This is a genomic window from Winogradskyella sp. MIT101101, assembly GCF_047126865.1.
Classification (GTDB): domain Bacteria; phylum Bacteroidota; class Bacteroidia; order Flavobacteriales; family Flavobacteriaceae; genus Winogradskyella; species Winogradskyella ouciana.
In genome coordinates this window covers 807,996-827,706 of sequence record NZ_CP138982.1, presented here as the reverse complement: position 1 = coordinate 827,706, position 19,711 = coordinate 807,996, and the positions used below count along the sequence as shown (strand labels likewise).

The window sequence follows — 19,711 nt, the reverse complement described above, 5'->3', positions numbered from 1 at the left end:
ACAATGAAGAATTCAAAAAGCACCTTTATTAAGGTAATTAGTACCGTAGCTATTGTTTTTGCAATGGTAAGTACAACAGATCTAAACGCTCAAGGCCCTCCAGGAGGTGCTACTGACACAGTAGATGCAATCCCATTAGATGGTGGCTTAATCGCCCTAGTTATTGGCGCAGCAGCATTTGGTGTTAAAAAATTGCGCGATAATAAAAAGTGATAAATATTAAAAATTTATTACAAGACATACCAAAACCAATAAGGCTTTTTCTCGGAAAGGCCTTATTGCTTTTTGTTGTATGGAAGATTTTGTATGTTGGGTTTTTATTAGACTCTAAGATTTTAGATTACCCACTAACTACACATGTTGGAGAAGCATCTGCAGAACTACTGAATCGATTTAGTTCAATGTCTGGTTTTGAATCGGTCAGAGAGGTAAAGACAAGTATTTATGAAGGTGAGCGCATTACTGAAGAAACCTCAATGATCTATCACAACAATAAACCTGTATTATATATTGCAGATGTCTGTAACGGTTTAGAACTCATTGTTCTTTATATAGGATTTATAGTATGCATGCCATCTAGCTTTTTTAGAAAATTGCTTTATATTGTATTGGGAGCCATACTGCTAGATGTTGTCAATATTGGTAGATGTATAGGCTTAATTTATTTACGCGAATATTTTGAATATTATTTCGATTTTGCGCATAAATATTTATTTAAAATAACGATTTACGCATTCACCTTTTTATTATGGATGTTATATGCTAGAAAAATAAATTTAAATAATGAATCTGTACAAGTCGAATAAGGCGCGTTTTATTATAGGGCTGTTAATTATTTTTATGCTGTATTCTGTGTACCACATCTTTTTTGCAGAAAACACATTTACGGCATCAATTCCAAGAAAACTTAGACATGTTATTGCACTGTTGTTTACTGTAGCTGTTTATTTTGTAGGTACGTATCATCTCGGTAAGTTGAAGGTTAAATGGATGTCTACCTTATGGCATATCGTACATATTGCCGGCTTATGCATCATAACAGCAATTGGTGTATTTGATTGGTTATTCTTAACAGGAGAACCAATTGTAGCATTAAGCAGGTTCGCCAGAACAATTCAAGAACTATTGCTATCACCAATATTATATGTTGCTATGGGCTTACTCAATAAAACCCTAAAAAACACTTCCACTGTTGCGTCTTGATGTGGAATGTAGTCTAGCTAATTTCTATCTTGTAAAATTGAAAATCGAATAAAAAAATCACTTAATCGAATGATTAATACAAAGTACTATTGATTTTTTAAAGCCGTTAGCTCAGCAATCTTACAAATAACTTCAACTGCCTTTTGCATACTCTCTACTGGTACATACTCATAACGTCCATGAAAATTATGGCCACCAGCAAAAATATTAGGACAAGGTAAACCCATATAAGACAACTGCGAACCATCTGTTCCTCCACGTATAGGTTTAATAAGTGGTGTAATGCCTAAGGATTTCATGGCTTCTTCGGCAATATCTACGATATGTTTTACAGGTTCAACCTTTTCTTTCATATTGTAATATTGATCTTTGATTTCTATCTCAAAGATTTCAGCTTCAAACTTTGTATTAAGATCTAAAACAATTTTATCCATCAGCGCTTTACGAGCTTCAAATTTATCTTTATCGTGATCTCTTATAATGTATTTTAGATGAGTTTTTTCAACTTTACCTTCTATACTATATAAGTGGAAAAAGCCTTCATAGCCTTCGGTATGTTCTGGAGTTTCTAGTCTTGGGAGTGTATTGATAAATTCAGTAGCATAGTACATTGAATTCACCATCTTACCCTTGGCATAACCAGGGTGTACAATTTTACCCTTTACTTTTATGTTTGCCTCAGCGGCATTAAAGTTTTCATATTCCAACTCACCAACTTGGCTGCCATCCATGGTATAAGCCCAATCGGCTCCAAATTTTTCTACATCAAACTTATGTGCACCTCTACCAATTTCTTCATCTGGTGTAAAACCCACTTTTATGTCTCCGTGTTTAATGTCAGGATTGTTAATGAGATATTCCATCGCTGAAACGATTTCTGCGATTCCGGCTTTATCATCTGCACCTAAAAGTGTTGTACCATCTGTAACGATTAATGTTTGCCCAACATAGAGTAATAAGTCCTCAAAATAACTAGGTGATAGAATGATGTTTTTTTCAGCATTAAGTGCAATATCATTGCCATCGTAATTTTCAATAACTCTAGGTTTTATATTTTTTCCTGTAAAATCAGGAGAGGTGTCAAAATGAGATATAAAACCAATAGTTGGTACATCATAATCTACATTACTAGGTAAAGTAGCCATGATGTAAGCGTTATTGTCTATGGAAACATCTTTCATGCCTATGGCAATCAGTTCTTTAGTCAGTTTATGAGCTAAATCCCATTGTTTTTCGGTACTTGGGGTAGTATTTGAATTTGGGTCGGATTCAGTATCTATGGTGACATAGCTTATAAAACGATCTATAATATGCTGTTTCTCTATCATAATGTTGGATTGTTCTCAAAAATAATCAACGGTAGGTTAAGGCACAAGTCTGGGATATGTTTCTTTTAATTTGATGGGAATTGCCTTATTTTTGCACAGCAAATTTTCTTTCATGTATAAAGCAATAATCCGACCAATTCTCTTCTGTTTCGACCCAGAAAAAGTTCACCATTTCACATTTGCCTTAATACGAAATATCTCAAAAATACCAGGAGCAAAAGGTCTTTTTAAAAAGATGTATTTACTCAACGATAAAGCCTTGGAGCGTGAGTTGTTTGGATTAAAATTTAAAAACCCAGTGGGTTTAGCTGCTGGTTTTGATAAGGATGCTAAACTTTATAACGAACTCGCCAATTTTGGATTTGGATTTATAGAAATAGGAACCTTAACACCAAAACCACAAAGTGGTAATCCCAAAAAGCGATTATTTAGGTTAAAGGAAGATTCGGCTATAATTAATAGAATGGGATTTAACAATGGTGGAGTACAAGAAGCTGTTGAACGTTTAAAGAAGAACAAAGGCGTGTTGATTGGTGGTAATATTGGGAAAAACAAAGTAACACCAAACGAAAATGCAGTTGACGATTATGAGATTTGTTTTAATGCTCTTTTTGATTATGTAGATTACTTTGTCGTAAATGTAAGCTCACCAAATACACCAAACTTAAGGGAGTTACAAGATAAAGAACCTTTAACTCAACTTTTAAAAGCTTTACAGGTTCTAAACTTTAAGAAGCCTAATTCAAAACCTATCCTATTAAAAATTGCTCCAGATTTAACTGACGACCAACTTTTAGATATCATAGACATTGTAAAAACTACTAAGATTGATGGAGTCATTTCTACAAATACTACAATTTCTAGAACAGGTTTAAAAAGCAATAATAAAACTGAGGTTGGTGGATTAAGTGGTAAGCCGTTAACTCAACGTTCTACTGAAGTCATTAGGTTTTTAGCTGAAAAAAGTAATAAGGCATTCCCAATCATTGGAGTAGGAGGTATTCACTCAGCAGAAGACGCTTTAGAAAAACTTGAAGCTGGTGCCGATTTAGTTCAATTATACACAGGCTTTATCTATGAAGGCCCTCGACTTGTAAAAGAAATTAATAAGGCAATACTAAAAAAGGCACAGTAAAAACTGCGCCTTTTTAATATTTAGATTCTTCAACATTAGTTTTTTATAAACGATAATGTTTGGCTAGAGTTATCTTTTTTCAATTTTATAAAATACATTCCGTTAGTTAGACTCTCAACGTTAATATTAAGGTCTCTTTCGGATGCAATAAATGATTGCTTTATAACTTGTCCTAAAGTATTATAGATACCGTAAGCATCGGGTAAAATATTGGTTTTAATTGTTATACTGCTTGATGAAGGATTTGGAAAAATAGAAATACTTTCAGTACTAAACTCATCAACGCTTAGTGTTCCGTTGAAAAAATTATCTGCTTTACCAAAGCTAAAGTCACCACCAGTTGCTAATACGATATTATTTTCGTCTAACAGCTCATAAAATCCATTGCCAGAGAAACAGCAAATACCATCTCCGTAACTATCACTTATAATAAAACTGTAGCACTCATTGGTATTAATAGAAAACACTTCAGACTTGGTTGTGAAATCGTCAACACCTTCTTCGTAAGGACCACCAGAATATAATACATTATCGCTACTATCTAAAAATTGCCAAGAGGTCTCTGCAGGCCAATCATCTAATGTAAGATTCATAGTAATTGTAGATGTACTAATTGAAGGTGCACCAACTTCAATATATTGAGGTTTTACTTTATTAAGGATGTTTGTTCCATTTGAGACCGTTAACGCTACATCATAATCTCCAAAATTGGTGTAGGTGTGAGTTACGTTTTGAGTTGTATAATCAATGATGTTATCTCCATCAACATCCCAAGACCAAGAGGTTGCACCAACACTGCTATCTGTGAAATTAACCGTAAAATTGTCTAAACAGCTTTCAGTTTCGTCTGCTATAAAATCTGCACTAAAGCTAGGACAGGCAAGGTTATTTCTAGAGATTTGGTATATAGCATTTATTCTAGCATATTGTTGCGCTGAAAATTGAGTTCTACAAACCTTACGAGAGTAAGACATTACATTCAATGGATCAGCTTGGTAATATTCTCCATTGCCATCTTGCGCGAAATCGAAAAATTCGCAAGCCGCATTCACATTATTGTTGCCTAGTTTAGGATCTGCAGGTGTGTCACAAATGAAATCTCCTGTGGTCTCACAGTTAGAGCCATCAACTAATTCTTCTGTAGAATTATATACATTGCTATTACCATGGGTGTGTGCTAGTCCGAAGAAGTGTCCCATTTCATGTGATAATGTGCTGCCATTAGTGGTACAACTATTTGCCATTAAGATAGTCTCTGGTCCTCCTGGATAATACGCATAACCACATAGACCACTACCAGAACTACTACTTACAATAGAGTTTGCAAAATAAATATTTATAACACCATTAACATTGTTGCCACTAGTTAAAGCATCTTCTTCAAATGTTTCAAAGTCGTAATAAGTATCATTATTTATATAATTAATCCCTTCACATAGAAAAAATTCTAAACCTGCATTAGCATAGAATGTATTCATTATAGCCATAGCATCATCTAATTCAGTAGGTGTTAAGCCACCAAATCCTGCAGTAGTTCTGATGATATGGGCTTTTACAGGAACAGAGGTCATAACTGTAGATGACCTGGAGTTGAGTTGCTCTTGCATAAATTGCTCCTCTAGCACTTTAACTTGTTCCTTAATGGAATTATAATAATTTTCAGCTTCTTGGGAAAATTGGAATCCACATTCATCTGACTGTGCTGAGGCAGATGTGGTAAAACAAAAAACAAGAGTAAATGCGAGTAGCATTTGCGTAAATTTAATCATAGCGTTATTTAGGTTAATAGGTAAAAAGTGCACTAAAATATAAATTTTAGTCAACTTTTGTATGATTTAATCGATGAATGGGGAATAAAACTTTTAATTGAGAATCAGCATTTTACTTTCGGTAATATCTAGAGGTACTAACAAACCTTACCCTATAAATACCATTATTTATGAGTCTAATAACTTAGTCATTTTAAATTTTAAGCTTTACGGCATGTATCAATTTTACTTATTTTAGTGCAAATTTTAATCCTTGGACTACAACATACTTTTTTCCTTTGCTTTGGCGACCTCGGCATTAGCGATTTCACCAGGACCAGACAATATCTATGTTTTGGTGCAAAGTATTACCAACGGAAAGTCTTATGGACTTGCTACTGTAAGTGGTCTAATTACAGGTTGTATAGTGCATACTACACTTTTGGCTTTTGGTGTTTCGGCGATTATTAAAGCAAATGAAGATTTGTTTTTCGCAATTAAGGTATTGGGAGCTATATATCTTCTCTACTTAGCCTATAAAGTATATAAGTCTAGCCCACAACTGGATTTGGATGCCAATACCGTGCCTAAGAAAAGCCTAAAAGGCTTATTTGTTCAGGGTTTTTTTATGAATGTACTTAACCCAAAAGTCACTATTTTTTTTCTAGCGTTTTTCCCAGGATTTCTATTCTCTGAAAGTATGAGTACTGTGATTCAGTTCTATATTTTGGGAGGTATTTTTATGTTGGTGTCTTTTATTATTTTTTCCTCAATTGCTTTACTTGCAGGACAGATAAAAAAGTATATAACAAAACATAGAAACTCAGGTTTGGTTTTAAAATGGCTTCAGATTGTTGTGTTTATTGGGATTGCAATTTTCATTTTATTGTAGGATTTAAAAACGTATTTTATCCCTTATATTTGAACCAATGAATAAAGCGGTAAAACTCATAGAATGTCCAAGAGATGCTATGCAAGGCATTAAGGAATTTATTCCAACGGAAAAGAAAATACAGTACATTCAATCGTTGCTTCGTGTTGGCTTTGACACCATAGACTTTGGTAGTTTTGTTTCACCTAAAGCAATTCCGCAAATGGTCGATACCGCTGAGGTGTTATCTCAGTTAGATTTAAGCACTACTAAAAGTAAGTTACTTGCCATCATTGCTAATGTTAGAGGTGCTAACGACGCGTCTCAACATTCTGAAATTGACTATCTAGGGTTTCCGTTTTCTATTTCAGAGAACTTTCAAATGCGTAATACGCATAAAACTATTGCCCAATCCGTAGTTACACTTTCAGAGATTTTAGAGATTGCAGACAAAGCTGATAAGCAAGTTGTGGTGTATATTTCTATGGGTTTTGGTAATCCTTATGGAGATCCTTGGAATGTTGATATAGTAGGTGAGTGGACTGAGCGTTTGGCAAAAATGGGTGTGAACATTCTATCATTGAGTGATACTATAGGTAGTTCTGATCCAGAGATTATTGATTATCTCTTTTCTAATTTAATTCCTAAATATCCAAAAATTGAATTTGGTGCCCATCTCCATACCACACCAACCACCTGGTTCGAAAAAATTGATGCAGCCTACAAAGCAGGTTGCAGACGTTTTGATGGTGCCATACAAGGATTTGGTGGTTGCCCTATGGCAAAAGACGACCTAACTGGTAACATGCCAACTGAGAAAATGTTGTCTTACTTTACCCAAAAAAAGGCTCATGATTTAAATGCCATGAGTTTTGAAAGTGCTTATAACGAGGCTACTAAGATTTTTACTCAGTACCACTGATTTTTAACCTATTTTACTGCAATCTAGAGTTGTTTCAACACGCAAACAATCACCTTAAACGATTATGTTTTTCTATGTCAATGGTTTGCGCTAAGATTGATATGTAAATTCATGCTGTTTTTATTTTGTAACTCTTGGATTGAATTGAGTAAACAAAAGAATTACGGCAGAATTTTATATCTAAATCCAATCAATGAAACTGAGAAAAACAATAGGGATTCTTTTTATCATTTCGCAAATTGTGTTGATTATATACGCCAAGTTTGTCCCAGAGCGGTTTTTCTGTTGGGCACCTTTTGATGAACATACCTATTTAGATATTGATGTAGAGGTAAATGGTGAATTTCTGACCAAAAAGGAAATAGCAAAAAGGTATCGCTATAAATCCAAAGGCTGGGAACCTAGAAGCATCAACAATGTCTTTAGCATAATTAGGCAATACGAATCTACATACGGAAAAGAGGATAATGCCTCTGTAAAAGTTAAATACGCAACCAATGGCAACGAGGAACGAATATGGTATTTCAATCAATGAAACATATAAAACATAGCCCATATTTTCCACTAAATTTTAATGTAGAAAATATGCAGCCCAATATATTGCTAATGTGCAAGCTATTGTTTCTGTTGCTTGTTGTTCATGGATTTTTAGGCTATATAAGCGATCCTTTTTTGCCTTTTTTGAGGCCTTTGGATACTGTGTTAAATTATCCGGATATTTTCAAGATTTCAATAAAAAGCCTTTTTCTAATTTCGGGTTTGTTGTTACTTTTTAACCTACAGCCACGAACAATGTCCATTATCTTAGGCAGCACATTAATTGTTATGCTAATGGCTTCTAAACCAATGTTTAGAAATCATCTTTTTATATGTGGCTGTGCATTTTTATTGGCAGGTCTAACCCAAAAGAAAGAATTGCCATGGCTATTATATTTACAATTGAGTTTAGTGTATTTTGGAGCTGCAACAAATAAGATTTTTGAACCTGACTGGTGGAGTGGACAGTTTATGCATAATTGGTTGGTAAACTCCCAAGAAAATCAGTTTTACTTATCAGTATCAGCATTAATGCCAGAGATGTTGTTTGCCAAAATTTTATCGTGGAGTTCCATGCTCATAGAGTTTAGCATCGCGATTCTTTTATTGTTTAGGAAAAAACATTTGTTAGCGGTTTGGATGATTATTTTGTTCCATGCAGTATTGTACACGATGACACTTTTTAGGTTCGGTCATTTTTTTGAGGATATTGTCATCATACTCCTCATATTCCTAATCTGGCCTAAATTTAAATCTGAGGTTTATATCAACAGAAATGTACGCCCATTCTTCAGACCTCTTGTAGGATTATATTTTTTGAATAGCGATATTGAATATGAGCAGAATCAAGTAAATACTGACCCTTATTGGCTAAAAGTAAAATCAGGCAACAGAGTTTTATTTGATAGAGGCGCGTTGATTTTCTTGCTAAAATTCACACCAAACTTTTATCTGTCACTGTTTCTTTTTGATCAATTGATAAGATTTGTATTCAACGGCACAATAATGCATGGTATCCAAATTTCTTTGATGCTAATCTTTCTACCCATAAACTTTGGTCATAAAAACACTAAAAAAATAGTTTTAGATGCGAGTTAGCTCAAAGAAAAAAAACATATCGGTTTTAATTCCAGATGGTGAAAGTCATCTCTTACTCTACGTTGTTAACTGTTTATCTCAAGAAAAGGATCTCGATATATATGTGATGTCTAGCAATAAACATAACCCAATGCGATATTCTCGTTACATAAAGGGATTTTCATATTATGTACAAACCCATTCTGATTTAGATTGGATAGAGCACATAAATACTGAAGTAGAAAAGCATAATATTGATCTGATTATGCCAATTTTTGAAACGCGAATAAAAACACTTATTCAACTACAATCAAAAATTAAAGAGCAAGATAAAATAGGGCTCTTGCCTTCTCTGACTGATTACAAGACTGCGTTTAACAAAAACCAACTGACTAAACATTTAGAAGGCAACAAATTACCTTTTGCAAAAAGTGTTACTGTTACAGCGATTGAAGATTTGGAGAAAATAGAAAATCTAGATTTTCCTGTGATAATAAAACCAATTGAAGGTTTTGGTGGAGGTCAAGGCATTTTTAAATTTGATACTATAAGAGACTTAAAAAAACATTTTAATAAGGCAGAATTTAAATATGAAAATATAATACAGGAGTATATTGAAGGTTACGATATAGATTGTAGTGTGTTGTGCAGAAATGGTGAGATTTTAGCACATACAATCCAAAAAGGAAATATGATGGGCGCCAACCAATTTTCCCCTCAGTTTGGTTTAGACTTTATATATGAGGAAGAACTTTATAAGGTCATTAAAAAATTAATGAAATCACTTAATTGGAGTGGAGTAGCCCATATAGATATGCGATATGATAATCATACCAATCAGTTTAAAGCTATAGAGGTCAATACACGATTTTGGGTGTCAGTTGAAGCATCGTTGCTTGCAGGTGTCAACTTCCCTTATTTATATTGCCTATCAAGTTTAGGACAAGAGTTCAATAAACCAGAATATGAGTGTGTGAAATATCTAAGTTTAAAGGGGTTAATAAAGAAAATCAAGCAAGAAAAATTATTTGTTTTCAATATAAAATTTATGAGAAATAACACAGCATTGAAATTTATTTTTACGGATCCTATACCTACTGCATATAAGTTTATCTGGAGAACCAAAAATATACTTATCTCTCGCTTTAGAAAATTATTTTAATCTATTTATTTACCTTCATGTAATGAAATACTAATGTTAAATTGCTCATTTCAAAAGAGATAGTTTATACTAGAATTTACTGTTGTTAGATTAACTATCTGATAACTAGTTATTAATACAATTTTGTATTATTTAAGCTTTTATCTGTGTTAATGAAATATTTAAAAGAGTTAAATATTTAATTTCCATATTGTATATTTGTTTCAAGTGTCATAAGTTGAAAACCTAACTTTTCAGTCTTAGACATCACCCTATAGTAAGTAATTTTAATCCCTATAAAAATGAAATGTTTAGCCCCAATGATGGTGTTAATAGTGGTACTATTTACATCATGTTCTAGCAGTGATGACGGCAATTCTGACGACAATCAATTCCCAGTTCCATCCATGTACCAATTTAGTAGAAATGGCAGTAGTTCGGTAAGCTATAGCCAACAAGCAAATGGCATTGCCATGGCAGATGAGTTTATTTCTGCACTAAGTGATAATGGATCAACTGAAGCGGAATTAATTGGAATGTTTACCAATACTGGTAATTATTTTTCAACGACTACATTAAATCAAAGCCCTTTTAAATTAAGAAGTAATACAGCGGCATCTTTCGATTATTATGCAAACAATCAGACTGTAGCAAATACCATAAAAGCAGATTTTGATGCATGGATTTCTGGTCAGGCAAATGAGGTATATCCTAATTGGAATTCAGCGGCATCAGTAGGTGTTGCAGGTATGCTGGTTGAAGCAGATGGCATTACTACTAGACGGGTTAATGCTAAAGGTATGCAATACAATCAGGCCTTAGGTAAAATGTTACTTGGCGGTTTAATGGTAGACCAGATGTTAAACAATTATTTAAGTATTTCGGTATTAGATGCCTCCACTAATAGAATTGACAATGATAATGAGGTATTAGTAAGTGGAAGTAATTACACCGCTATGGAGCATAGTTGGGATGCAGCATTTGGATTGGCTTTTGGATCTGATAATGCCCAAAACCCTCAGTTTAATCAAGATTTATTTATGAATAAATATATATCTAGAGTAGATGTAGACCCAGATTTTAATGGAATAGCAGATGATATATATGATGCGTTTAAATTGGGTAGAGCTGCCATTGTAGCTAAGGACTATGAACTTAGAGACCAACAAATAGATATTCTTAGAGAAAAATTTTCTGAGATTATGGGTGTTAGATGTATTTATTATTTACGCCAAAGCAGATCTAACTTAGACTCTGACAAGGCAAACGCATTCCATGATTTATCTGAAGGATATGGATTTATTTATGCATTGCAATTTACCCGTAAACCAGGATCATCAGCGCCATACTTTACTAAATCTGAAGTAGATGTGTATCTAGCTCAACTTTTGGAAGGCAATGGTTTTTGGGATGTTTCAGAAGATACGTTGAACCAAATAGCTTTTGCAATAGCTGCTCGTTTTAATTTTACCGTAGAACAGGCAGAAAATTAAAGACAGATTAAAATTATAAAAGTTAAGGCTTTCATTTTTGATGAAAGCCTTTTTTTGTATGTGTTATTTTCTTCTGAATTTAAACTTATTATGTAAAGTAGCTTCCAGCTATAGGTGCAAATTAGAAAGATTTTTCTGAATTCTTCGTTAAATCATTAAGCCTTAATAATCACTTGGTTAGCGTATTTATGAAGCTAAATGTCTGTAAATCAAATTTTTATATTTTTATTTAAAATTAATCTAAATAAACTTTGTAGAATTCCCCTTGAGTATTATTTTTGCACTCGGAATGCAATAAATTATTTATAATAAGTCTTAATAAGAATAATAAACGATTAAAAAATGAAGAAAATTGCCTTGAGTTTATTTGTAGTAGGAGCTTTGTTTACATCATGCTCTAGTGATGATGATAATGGTTCAGCTGGTAACCAAGTCGTCGCACCTGCAACTTTTCAATTTGAAAGAAACGGGAGTACAACCGTAGATTACAACGGACAAACTACACGTATCGAAATGGGTGGTGAATTTGTATCTGCCTTAATTGACAATACCAAGACTGAAACTGAATTAGATGGTATGTTTACCAATACCGGAAATTATTTTTCAACTACAGCATTAAACGAATCTACCAAAAATATAAGAAGTAAAACCGCTGCTTCAATGGATTATTTTTCTGCAAATACAACTGAAGCTAATGTCATAAAAGCAGATTTTGATAGCTGGATAGCAAATCAGGTATCAGAAGTTTTTCCAAATTGGGATAATACAGCTACTGCTGGTAATGCAGGTCAGATACAAGAAGCTGGTGGTGCTATACGCTATGTAAACGGAAAAGGTCTTGAGTATAACCAAGCCATCAACAAAGCATTAATTGGTGCGCTTATGGTAGATCAAATGCTAAACAACTACCTAAGTACTTCGGTTTTAGATGCTGGCACTAACAGAGCAGATAACGATGCTGAAATTTTAGCAGAAGGGAAAAACTACACCAATATGGAGCACAAATGGGATGAAGCGTTTGGTTACTTATATGGTACAGATGATCCTTTAGCGCCACAACTTGGAACGGATAATTTCTTAAATAAATATCTAGCTCGTGTTGATAGTGATGAAGATTTTACTGGTATAGCTCAAGATATTTACGATGCCTTTAAATTGGGTAGAGCAGCAATCGTTGCTAAGAATTATGAAGTAAGAGATGAGCAAGCCGAAATTATAAGAGAAAAAATTTCTGAAATTATTGGCATAAGAGCAGTTTACTATTTACAGTCTAGCAAAGCTACTTTAGGAACGGATTACGCAAGTGCTTTCCATGATTTATCTGAAGGGTTTGGTTTTGTTTATAGCTTACAATTTACAAGACAACCAGGAACTGATTCACCATACTTTACAAAAGCAGAAGTTGATGCCTATATAGCGGAATTAATGGAAGGCAACGGATTTTGGGATGTAACATCAGCAACCTTGGATAACATGGCCAGTGAAATAGCTGCACGTTTCAACTTTACGTTAGAGCAAGCAAGCAATTAGTTAAAAAAAAAGAATAATCAATGTCATATTGAGCTCAGTCGAAAAGCAATATCATAACAAGTTCATTTGTTCCTCGACTGGTCTCAAAATGATCATTATGGTTTGTTGAAAACAATGTATTTTTGCAAACCAAAAAATGAAAAAAATATAACTATGTTAAAGAAAATAGTTTTCATTCTAAGTATTGTTAGTGTAATCGTTGCCTGTTCATCTTCAGATGACAGCAATGGAGGCAGTAATGATAACTTTGATAGAACAGCTCTGTTAACTAATTATGCGGATAATATTATCGTTCCCGCATTGGTTAATTTTCAGTCTAAAATGGCAGATATGGACACCGCGAAAAGCGACTTTATCAATGACATTAACCAAACCAATTTGAATATATTGAGTGATTCTTGGCTAGAGGCCTACAAAGCATGGCAGCATGTGGAGATATTTAATATTGGTATTGCAGAAACACTTTCTGCAGATGAGAATAGCGGATTTGTTGTATTCTTCAATAGGTATCCTGTTACTGTCTCAGATATTGAAGCAGGTGCAGCATCGGGTAATTACGATTTAAATGCTATTTCCTATTATGATGCACAAGGGTTTCCGGCATTGGATTTTTTAATTCATGGCGTGGCAGATTCAGACACAACCCCTTTAGATAAGTTTACAACCAACCCTAATTTTGAAGGTTACGCAAATTATATCACGGATGTGATCGCTCAAATGAGAACAATCATTAATACTGTGGTAAGTGATTGGCAAGGGTCATACAGAGACAGTTTTATAAACAATACATCTTCTAGCGCTACAGGATCTTTCAATAAAATGGTCAATGATTTTATTTACTATTATGAAAAAGGATTGAGAGCTAACAAAATAGGAATTCCTGCAGGTAATTTTTCTGTAGATCCATTGCCAGAAAAAGTAGAAGCATATTACAAAAACGATGTATCTAAAGAATTGGCATTACTTGGGTTGGAAACAATTGAGAAAGTATTTAATGGGCAAGCAATAGTTGGCTCAGGAGCATCTTCCCAAAGTTTTGCATCTTACTTGGATTATTTAGAGAATTCACAGTTAAAGGACGATATCAATGCCCAATTTTTAGCTGCAAGACAACAAATACAATCTTTAAACAATAGCTTTAGTCAACAGGTTATGGAAGATAATACCCAAATGACCCAAGCGTATGATTTGCTTCAAGGTGCGGTCGTATTGCTAAAGGTTGATATGGCTTCTGCGTTTAACGTAAGTATCGATTTTACGGATAGTGACGGAGATTAATTAAAAATAATATGAAACTAAGGGTTCTCTTAATTGGGAATCCTTTTTTTATTTATGCCAAAGACCATAAGCACATATTTAAACACAAAAACCAATGCAGCGCCTTTAGCTGTTTTTAGGATTGGTTTTGGTCTTATGATGCTGTTAAGTATCGTTAGATTTTGGTCTTATGGCTGGATTGAGACATTATATATAAACCCAAAATTTCACTTCAGTTATTATGGCTTAGATTGGGTAAAAACATTGGGCAACTATACCTATCTTATTTTTGTGGTTTGCGGTTTATCAGCACTATGTGTTGCTTTAGGTTTAAAATACCGTATTGCTATAATTACCTTCTTTCTAAGCTTTACTTACATTGAGTTAATGGATAAGACCACGTATCTCAACCACTACTATTTTATAAGCCTTTTAAGTTTTTTAATGTGTTTTTTGCCTGCCAATGCTTACTATTCATTAGATAATTTAATCAAGAAAAAACAATACAACCAAATCCCTAAATGGACAATTGATAGTATAAAATTATTGTTAGGAATTGTATATGTATATGCTGGCTTGGCCAAGATTAATAGCGACTGGTTGTTTAAAGCACAGCCGTTAAAAATATGGTTACCATCTAAATATGATTTACCCTTTATTGGAGAAACCCTCATGCAGCAACATTGGTTTCATGTCGCTATGAGTTGGTCTGGTATGCTGTATGATTTGTGCATTCCATTTTTATTGTTGTACCGAAAAACGCGTTGGGTGGCATTTGCTTTAGTCGTGTTCTTTCATGTATTTACCAGAGTATTATTCCCAATAGGGATGTTTCCGTACATTATGATTGTATCGGCATTGATATTTTTCGATGCTAATATTCACGAGCGAATTATTAGTGTATTCAGAACATTATTCAAAAATATTAAGGCTAGTAAAACCAAACTCAAACCCCAAACCTACCATTACAAAAGACAAAACTTAATACTTCCGGTCTTAACTGTTTTCTTTACCATTCAGTTACTCTTGCCGTTTCGTTATGTACTGTATCCAGGCGAACTGTTTTGGAAAGAAGAAGGTTATCGGTTTTCATGGCGCGTAATGTTAATAGAAAAAACAGGCTATGCCGAATTTAAAGTGGTTAACGGAAAGACCAAAACATCGTTCTTGGTGAATAATTCAGACTTCCTAACACCGTTGCAGCAAAAAGAAATGAGTACCCAACCCGATTTCATTTTAGAGTATGCACATTATTTAGGACAACATTTTGAATCGCAAGGACACGAAAATTTAGAAATCTATGTGGATAGCTATGTGGCTTTAAACGGAAGACGAAGCCAACGTTTTATTAATCCAGATGTTGATTTGCTAAAACAAAAAGAATCATTTAAACCCAAAAACTGGATTTTACCATTAAAGGATGAAATTAAAGGATTATAACTTACTGTTCATATTTGTAATTGTTGGTTACATGGCATTTGCTCAACAAAAAGTATCTGGTACAATTACTAACACTACTGGTCAACCTATCAATAAGGTTGAGGTTTATGATAAAGTTTCAGGTCGATTGGCAACAACCAATACACAAGGGTATTACGAGTTCTCAACTGAGAAAACGGATATAACTTTGGTGTTCTTTTCCTATGAGTTTCAAATTAAGGAAGTGCAGATTACCATTGATGCTGATGTGGTTTTAAACCAAACTCTAGAACCATTGGGTGAGGAATTAACTGCTGTTGAAATTACAGCAAGAAAAACTAAAGTCTTTGAGCTAAGCAGATTAAGGGATGTCGAAGAAACTGCAATCTATGCTGGTAAAAAAACCGAAGTGGTTTTGGTGGAGCAGTCCATGGCAAATTTAGCAACGAATAATGCAAGGCAAATTTACAGTCAAGTCGCTGGATTGAACATTTACCAAAATGATGATGCAGGTTTACAATTGAATATTGGTGGACGAGGCCTAGACCCAAATAGAACGGCAAACTTTAATACCAGACAAAACGGTTATGACATCAGCGCAGATGTGTTGGGCTATCCAGAAAGTTACTATTCGCCAGCAGCTGAAGGTTTAAAGGAAATTCAGGTGATTAGAGGTGCTGCATCCTTGCAGTACGGTACACAGTTTGGAGGACTTATCAATTTTGTAATGAAAGAACCAAATCCTAACAAGCCTTTTGAGTTAGTTACAAGAAACACCTTGGGAAGTTTTGGATTATATACCAATTTCACTAGTGTAAGTGGCACAAAAGACAAGTGGAGTTACTACACATTTTTCAATTATAAAAAGGGAGATGGCTTTAGACCAAATTCAGAATTTGAATCTAAAAACATCTTTGCACACATTGGCTATCAACTTTCGGAACGTACCAAGCTTTCTGCTGAGTTAACCTATCTCGATTATTTAGCACAGCAAGCGGGAGGTTTAACGGACAATATGTTCAAAGAAGATCCCTATCAGAGTAATAGAGCGCGTAACTGGTTTGAAGTAGATTGGTTGTTGTACAACTTTAAATTAGCACATCAGTTTTCAGAAAAAACAAACTTTACATTCAACTTTTTTGGGTTGAATGCGACCAGAAATGCATTGGGATTTAGAACCAATCGTGTAGATCAGGTAGATCCAGGACAAGAACGTGATTTAATAAAAGGGGATTTTAATAATTATGGTTTTGAAGCACGTTTATTGAGTGAATACAAACTTTTCAATAAAGACGCTACGTTTTTAATTGGTTCAAAATTCTATAACGCTAATAACAGCCAGCAACAAGGACCAGGTTCGGCTGGTATTGGGCCAAATTTCAATTTACAGACAGAAGACTATCCAAATTATCCAGATCAGTCCGATTTTGATTTCCCAAATCTGAATATAGCCGTTTTTGGTGAAAACATTTTGTATTTAAATGATAAGTTTTCAATAACACCAGGCTTTAGATTTGAGTATATAAAAACAGAAAGCGAAGGTTTTTATCAACGGATTAATACAGATGCTGCTGGTAATGTTATTTTTGAAGAAACCGTTGAAGACAATCGCGATTTTGAGCGTAATTTCATTTTACTAGGCTTAGGTTTGAGTTATAAACCCAATTCAAACGTAGAGGTCTATGGAAATATTTCCCAAAATTACCGTTCGGTAACCTTCTCGGATATTAATATAAATAATCCGGCATTTACTATAAACCCAGAAATCACAGATGAGGATGGTTTTACAGTAGATTTAGGGTTTAGAGGTAACTACAAACGTTTTGTCTCTTACGATTTAGGTGCTTTTGCATTGGTTTACAACGACAGGATTGGCTTTGTTCAAAAAGGTTTGGATGATGGTCGTGTGGTAAGCGAACGTGGAAATATTGGTAATGCTGTAATGTACGGAGTAGAATCCTTATTCGATTTCAACTTGAAGAAAATCCTTAAAATGAACAACGATTACAGTTTTAACTACTTTATCAATACCTCAATAATTAAATCAGAATATACAAGTTCAGAACAATCAGGTATTGAAGGCAATGAGGTAGAATTTGTGCCAGACCTTAATTTAAAAACCGGTTTAAGATTTGGCTATAAAAACCTTATGGCTAATGCGCAATACACATATTTGGGGAGACAGTTTACAGATGCCACCAATTCTTTGGAGTCAAACTTAAGTGGAGTCATAGGCGAAATCCCAGAATACGATATTTTAGATATTTCGTTATCCTACACTTACAAAATCTTTAAGCTAGAAACTGGTGTCAATAACGTTTTTGATAATGCATATTTCACAAGAAGAGCAACCGGTTATCCTGGACCAGGAATTATTCCTTCTGCTCCGCGAAATTGGTTTACGACGTTAGAGGTAACATTTTAGTAACATTAAAGCAAATATTAGTTGAGTCCTTATTCAGGTAAAGCTTATTGACTAATAAGGTCTTCATGAATTTATACTTAAATATTTTTCAGGCGAGTTAAGTGAAATAAAAAGCGTAAATTTGCACGCAATTAAATCTTAATTGCCATGACAGCACACGAAAACAAAATCCTAGGTGAAGGTCTTACCTACGATGACGTCCTTTTAGTTCCAGCCTTTTCTGAAGTATTGCCTCGCGAGGTTAATATTCAAACAAAATTCACTAGAAACATTACGATTAACATTCCTGTGGTTTCAGCAGCTATGGATACAGTTACAGAAAGTAAAATGGCCATTGCCATGGCGCAAGAAGGTGGTATTGGTGTGCTTCATAAAAATATGACCATAGAACAGCAAGCCAGTAAAGTCCGTAAAGTAAAACGTGCGGAAAGCGGTATGATTATCGATCCAGTAACTTTGCCTATGGACGCTATTGTTGCTGACGCAAAAAATGCCATGCGAGAGCATAGTATTGGAGGAATTCCTATTGTGGATGAGAAAGGTGTACTAAAAGGTATTGTTACCAATCGTGATTTACGTTTTGAGCATGCCAATGACAAACCCATCGTTGACGTTATGACTTCTGAGAATCTGGTGACAGCACCAGTTGGAACCTCACTGAAAGATGCTGAGGCAATTTTACAAGCCAACAAGATTGAAAAACTACTTATAGTTGAAGGTGATAAGCTTGCAGGTTTAATCACCTTTAGAGATATCACTAAGGTGACTCAAAAACCTATAGCAAATAAAGATACTTACGGAAGATTACGCGTAGCAGCTGCTATAGGCGTAACAGGTGATGCTGTAGAGAGGGCAGAAGCATTGGTTAATGCAGGAGTAGATGCTGTAGTTATAGATACAGCTCATGGTCATACAAAAGGCGTAGTAACGATACTTAAGGAAATAAAAAATAAATTTCCAAGTCTTGAAGTCATTGTTGGTAACATAGCAACAGGTGAAGCTGCTAAATATTTGGTGGAAGCAGGTGCAGATGCAGTAAAAGTTGGTATTGGTCCTGGTTCAATTTGTACCACACGCGTTGTGGCTGGTGTTGGGTTTCCACAATTTTCAGCTGTGTTAGAAGTTGCTGCAGCGATTAAAGGCTCTGGTGTTCCTGTGATTGCTGATGGTGGAATACGCTATACAGGTGATATTCCAAAAGCCATTGCTGCTGGTGCAGATACGGTTATGTTGGGTTCACTTTTAGCAGGGACAAAGGAAAGTCCAGGGGAAACTATTATCTACGAAGGTCGTAAGTTTAAATCGTATAGAGGGATGGGTTCTGTGGAAGCCATGAAGCAAGGTAGTAAAGATCGTTATTTCCAAGATGTAGAAGACGATATTAAAAAATTAGTACCAGAAGGTATTGTTGGTCGTGTACCATACAAAGGAGAACTGTATGAAAGTATTCATCAGTTTGTAGGTGGACTAAGAGCTGGTATGGGCTATTGTGGTGCAAAAGATATAGCCACTTTAAAAGAAACTGGTCGATTTGTAAAGATTACCGCAAGTGGTATTCATGAAAGTCATCCGCATGATGTGACTATTACTAAGGAAGCGCCTAATTATTCTAGGTAATAGGTTAA

The 19,711-nt window shown here is 34.5% G+C and carries 17 protein-coding genes; 15 read left to right on the top strand and 2 right to left on the bottom strand.

Annotated elements, in window-relative coordinates; translation table 11 throughout:
• The first annotated feature begins 3 nt into the window (after nucleotides 1-3).
• The 3 genes from SIB89_RS03835 to SIB89_RS03825 are packed head-to-tail and all read left to right on the top strand — an operon-like array spanning nucleotide 4 to nucleotide 1,203.
• A complete protein-coding gene (locus tag SIB89_RS03835) occupies nucleotides 4-213 on the top strand; it encodes a PID-CTERM protein-sorting domain-containing protein (RefSeq protein ID WP_155089781.1) in 210 nt (69 codons plus the stop codon).
• Nucleotides 210-806, top strand: a complete 597-nt coding sequence (locus SIB89_RS03830; RefSeq protein ID WP_155089782.1) for an archaeosortase/exosortase family protein — start codon at nucleotides 210-212, stop codon at nucleotides 804-806. The genes SIB89_RS03835 and SIB89_RS03830 overlap by 4 nt, the downstream gene beginning before the upstream one ends.
• A complete protein-coding gene (locus tag SIB89_RS03825; RefSeq protein ID WP_412561228.1) occupies nucleotides 784-1,203 on the top strand; it encodes a hypothetical protein in 420 nt (139 codons plus the stop codon). Before SIB89_RS03830 ends, SIB89_RS03825 begins: the two co-directional genes overlap by 23 nt.
• Nucleotides 1,204-1,289: 86 nt before the next feature.
• Here the strand turns inward: SIB89_RS03825 and pepT are convergent, their stop codons facing one another.
• Nucleotides 1,290-2,531, bottom strand: coding sequence for a peptidase T (gene pepT, locus SIB89_RS03820; protein WP_412561227.1), 1,242 nt, complete (start codon nucleotides 2,529-2,531; stop codon nucleotides 1,290-1,292).
• A gap of 112 nt (nucleotides 2,532-2,643) precedes the next feature.
• Between pepT and SIB89_RS03815 the strand changes: the two genes are divergently transcribed.
• On the top strand, nucleotides 2,644-3,666 hold the full coding sequence (locus SIB89_RS03815; protein ID WP_412561226.1) for a quinone-dependent dihydroorotate dehydrogenase: 1,023 nt from the start codon (nucleotides 2,644-2,646) through the stop codon (nucleotides 3,664-3,666).
• Nucleotides 3,667-3,701: 35 nt separating this feature from the next.
• Here the strand turns inward: SIB89_RS03815 and SIB89_RS03810 are convergent, their stop codons facing one another.
• A complete protein-coding gene (locus SIB89_RS03810) occupies nucleotides 3,702-5,435 on the bottom strand; it encodes a T9SS type A sorting domain-containing protein (RefSeq protein WP_412561225.1) in 1,734 nt (577 codons plus the stop codon).
• Between the two features lie 253 nt (nucleotides 5,436-5,688).
• Here SIB89_RS03810 and SIB89_RS03805 point away from each other — a divergent pair, with 253 nt between their 5' ends.
• The 11 genes from SIB89_RS03805 (at nucleotide 5,689) to guaB (ending at nucleotide 19,703) form a co-directional block, all read left to right on the top strand.
• Entirely contained in the window at nucleotides 5,689-6,306 is a 618-nt protein-coding gene (locus SIB89_RS03805) for a LysE family translocator (RefSeq protein WP_412561224.1), read from the top strand.
• A 37-nt stretch (nucleotides 6,307-6,343) separates the two neighbouring features.
• The gene (locus SIB89_RS03800) at nucleotides 6,344-7,207 is read left to right on the top strand and encodes a hydroxymethylglutaryl-CoA lyase (protein ID WP_412561223.1); all 864 of its coding nucleotides are present in this window, start codon (nucleotides 6,344-6,346) and stop codon (nucleotides 7,205-7,207) included.
• A 193-nt stretch (nucleotides 7,208-7,400) separates the two neighbouring features.
• Nucleotides 7,401-7,742 carry a hypothetical protein gene (locus SIB89_RS03795; RefSeq protein ID WP_155089789.1) on the top strand — a complete coding sequence of 114 codons (342 nt, stop codon included), beginning with the start codon at nucleotides 7,401-7,403 and terminating at the stop codon, nucleotides 7,740-7,742.
• 257 nt (nucleotides 7,743-7,999) lie between these two features.
• On the top strand, nucleotides 8,000-8,842 hold the full coding sequence (locus SIB89_RS03790) for an HTTM domain-containing protein (protein WP_412561222.1): 843 nt from the start codon (nucleotides 8,000-8,002) through the stop codon (nucleotides 8,840-8,842).
• Nucleotides 8,832-9,983, top strand: coding sequence for an ATP-grasp domain-containing protein (locus tag SIB89_RS03785; RefSeq protein ID WP_412561221.1), 1,152 nt, complete (start codon nucleotides 8,832-8,834; stop codon nucleotides 9,981-9,983). The genes SIB89_RS03790 and SIB89_RS03785 overlap by 11 nt, the downstream gene beginning before the upstream one ends.
• A 281-nt stretch (nucleotides 9,984-10,264) precedes the next feature.
• Nucleotides 10,265-11,455, top strand: a complete 1,191-nt coding sequence (locus SIB89_RS03780; RefSeq protein WP_412561220.1) for a DUF4856 domain-containing protein — start codon at nucleotides 10,265-10,267, stop codon at nucleotides 11,453-11,455.
• A 342-nt stretch (nucleotides 11,456-11,797) separates the two neighbouring features.
• On the top strand, nucleotides 11,798-12,985 hold the full coding sequence (locus SIB89_RS03775; protein ID WP_412561219.1) for a DUF4856 domain-containing protein: 1,188 nt from the start codon (nucleotides 11,798-11,800) through the stop codon (nucleotides 12,983-12,985).
• A gap of 153 nt (nucleotides 12,986-13,138) precedes the next feature.
• Complete coding sequence (locus SIB89_RS03770; protein ID WP_412561218.1) at nucleotides 13,139-14,263, top strand: imelysin family protein; 1,125 nt, start codon at nucleotides 13,139-13,141, stop codon at nucleotides 14,261-14,263.
• A 54-nt stretch (nucleotides 14,264-14,317) separates the two neighbouring features.
• A complete protein-coding gene (locus SIB89_RS03765) occupies nucleotides 14,318-15,682 on the top strand; it encodes an HTTM domain-containing protein (RefSeq protein ID WP_412561217.1) in 1,365 nt (454 codons plus the stop codon).
• Nucleotides 15,663-18,086, top strand: a complete 2,424-nt coding sequence (locus tag SIB89_RS03760; protein WP_412561216.1) for a TonB-dependent receptor domain-containing protein — start codon at nucleotides 15,663-15,665, stop codon at nucleotides 18,084-18,086. Before SIB89_RS03765 ends, SIB89_RS03760 begins: the two co-directional genes overlap by 20 nt.
• 147 nt (nucleotides 18,087-18,233) lie before the next feature.
• Nucleotides 18,234-19,703 (top strand): IMP dehydrogenase, encoded by a 1,470-nt coding sequence (gene guaB / locus SIB89_RS03755; protein ID WP_412561215.1) that lies wholly within the window; start codon nucleotides 18,234-18,236, stop codon nucleotides 19,701-19,703.
• Nucleotides 19,704-19,711: the final 8 nt, after the last annotated feature.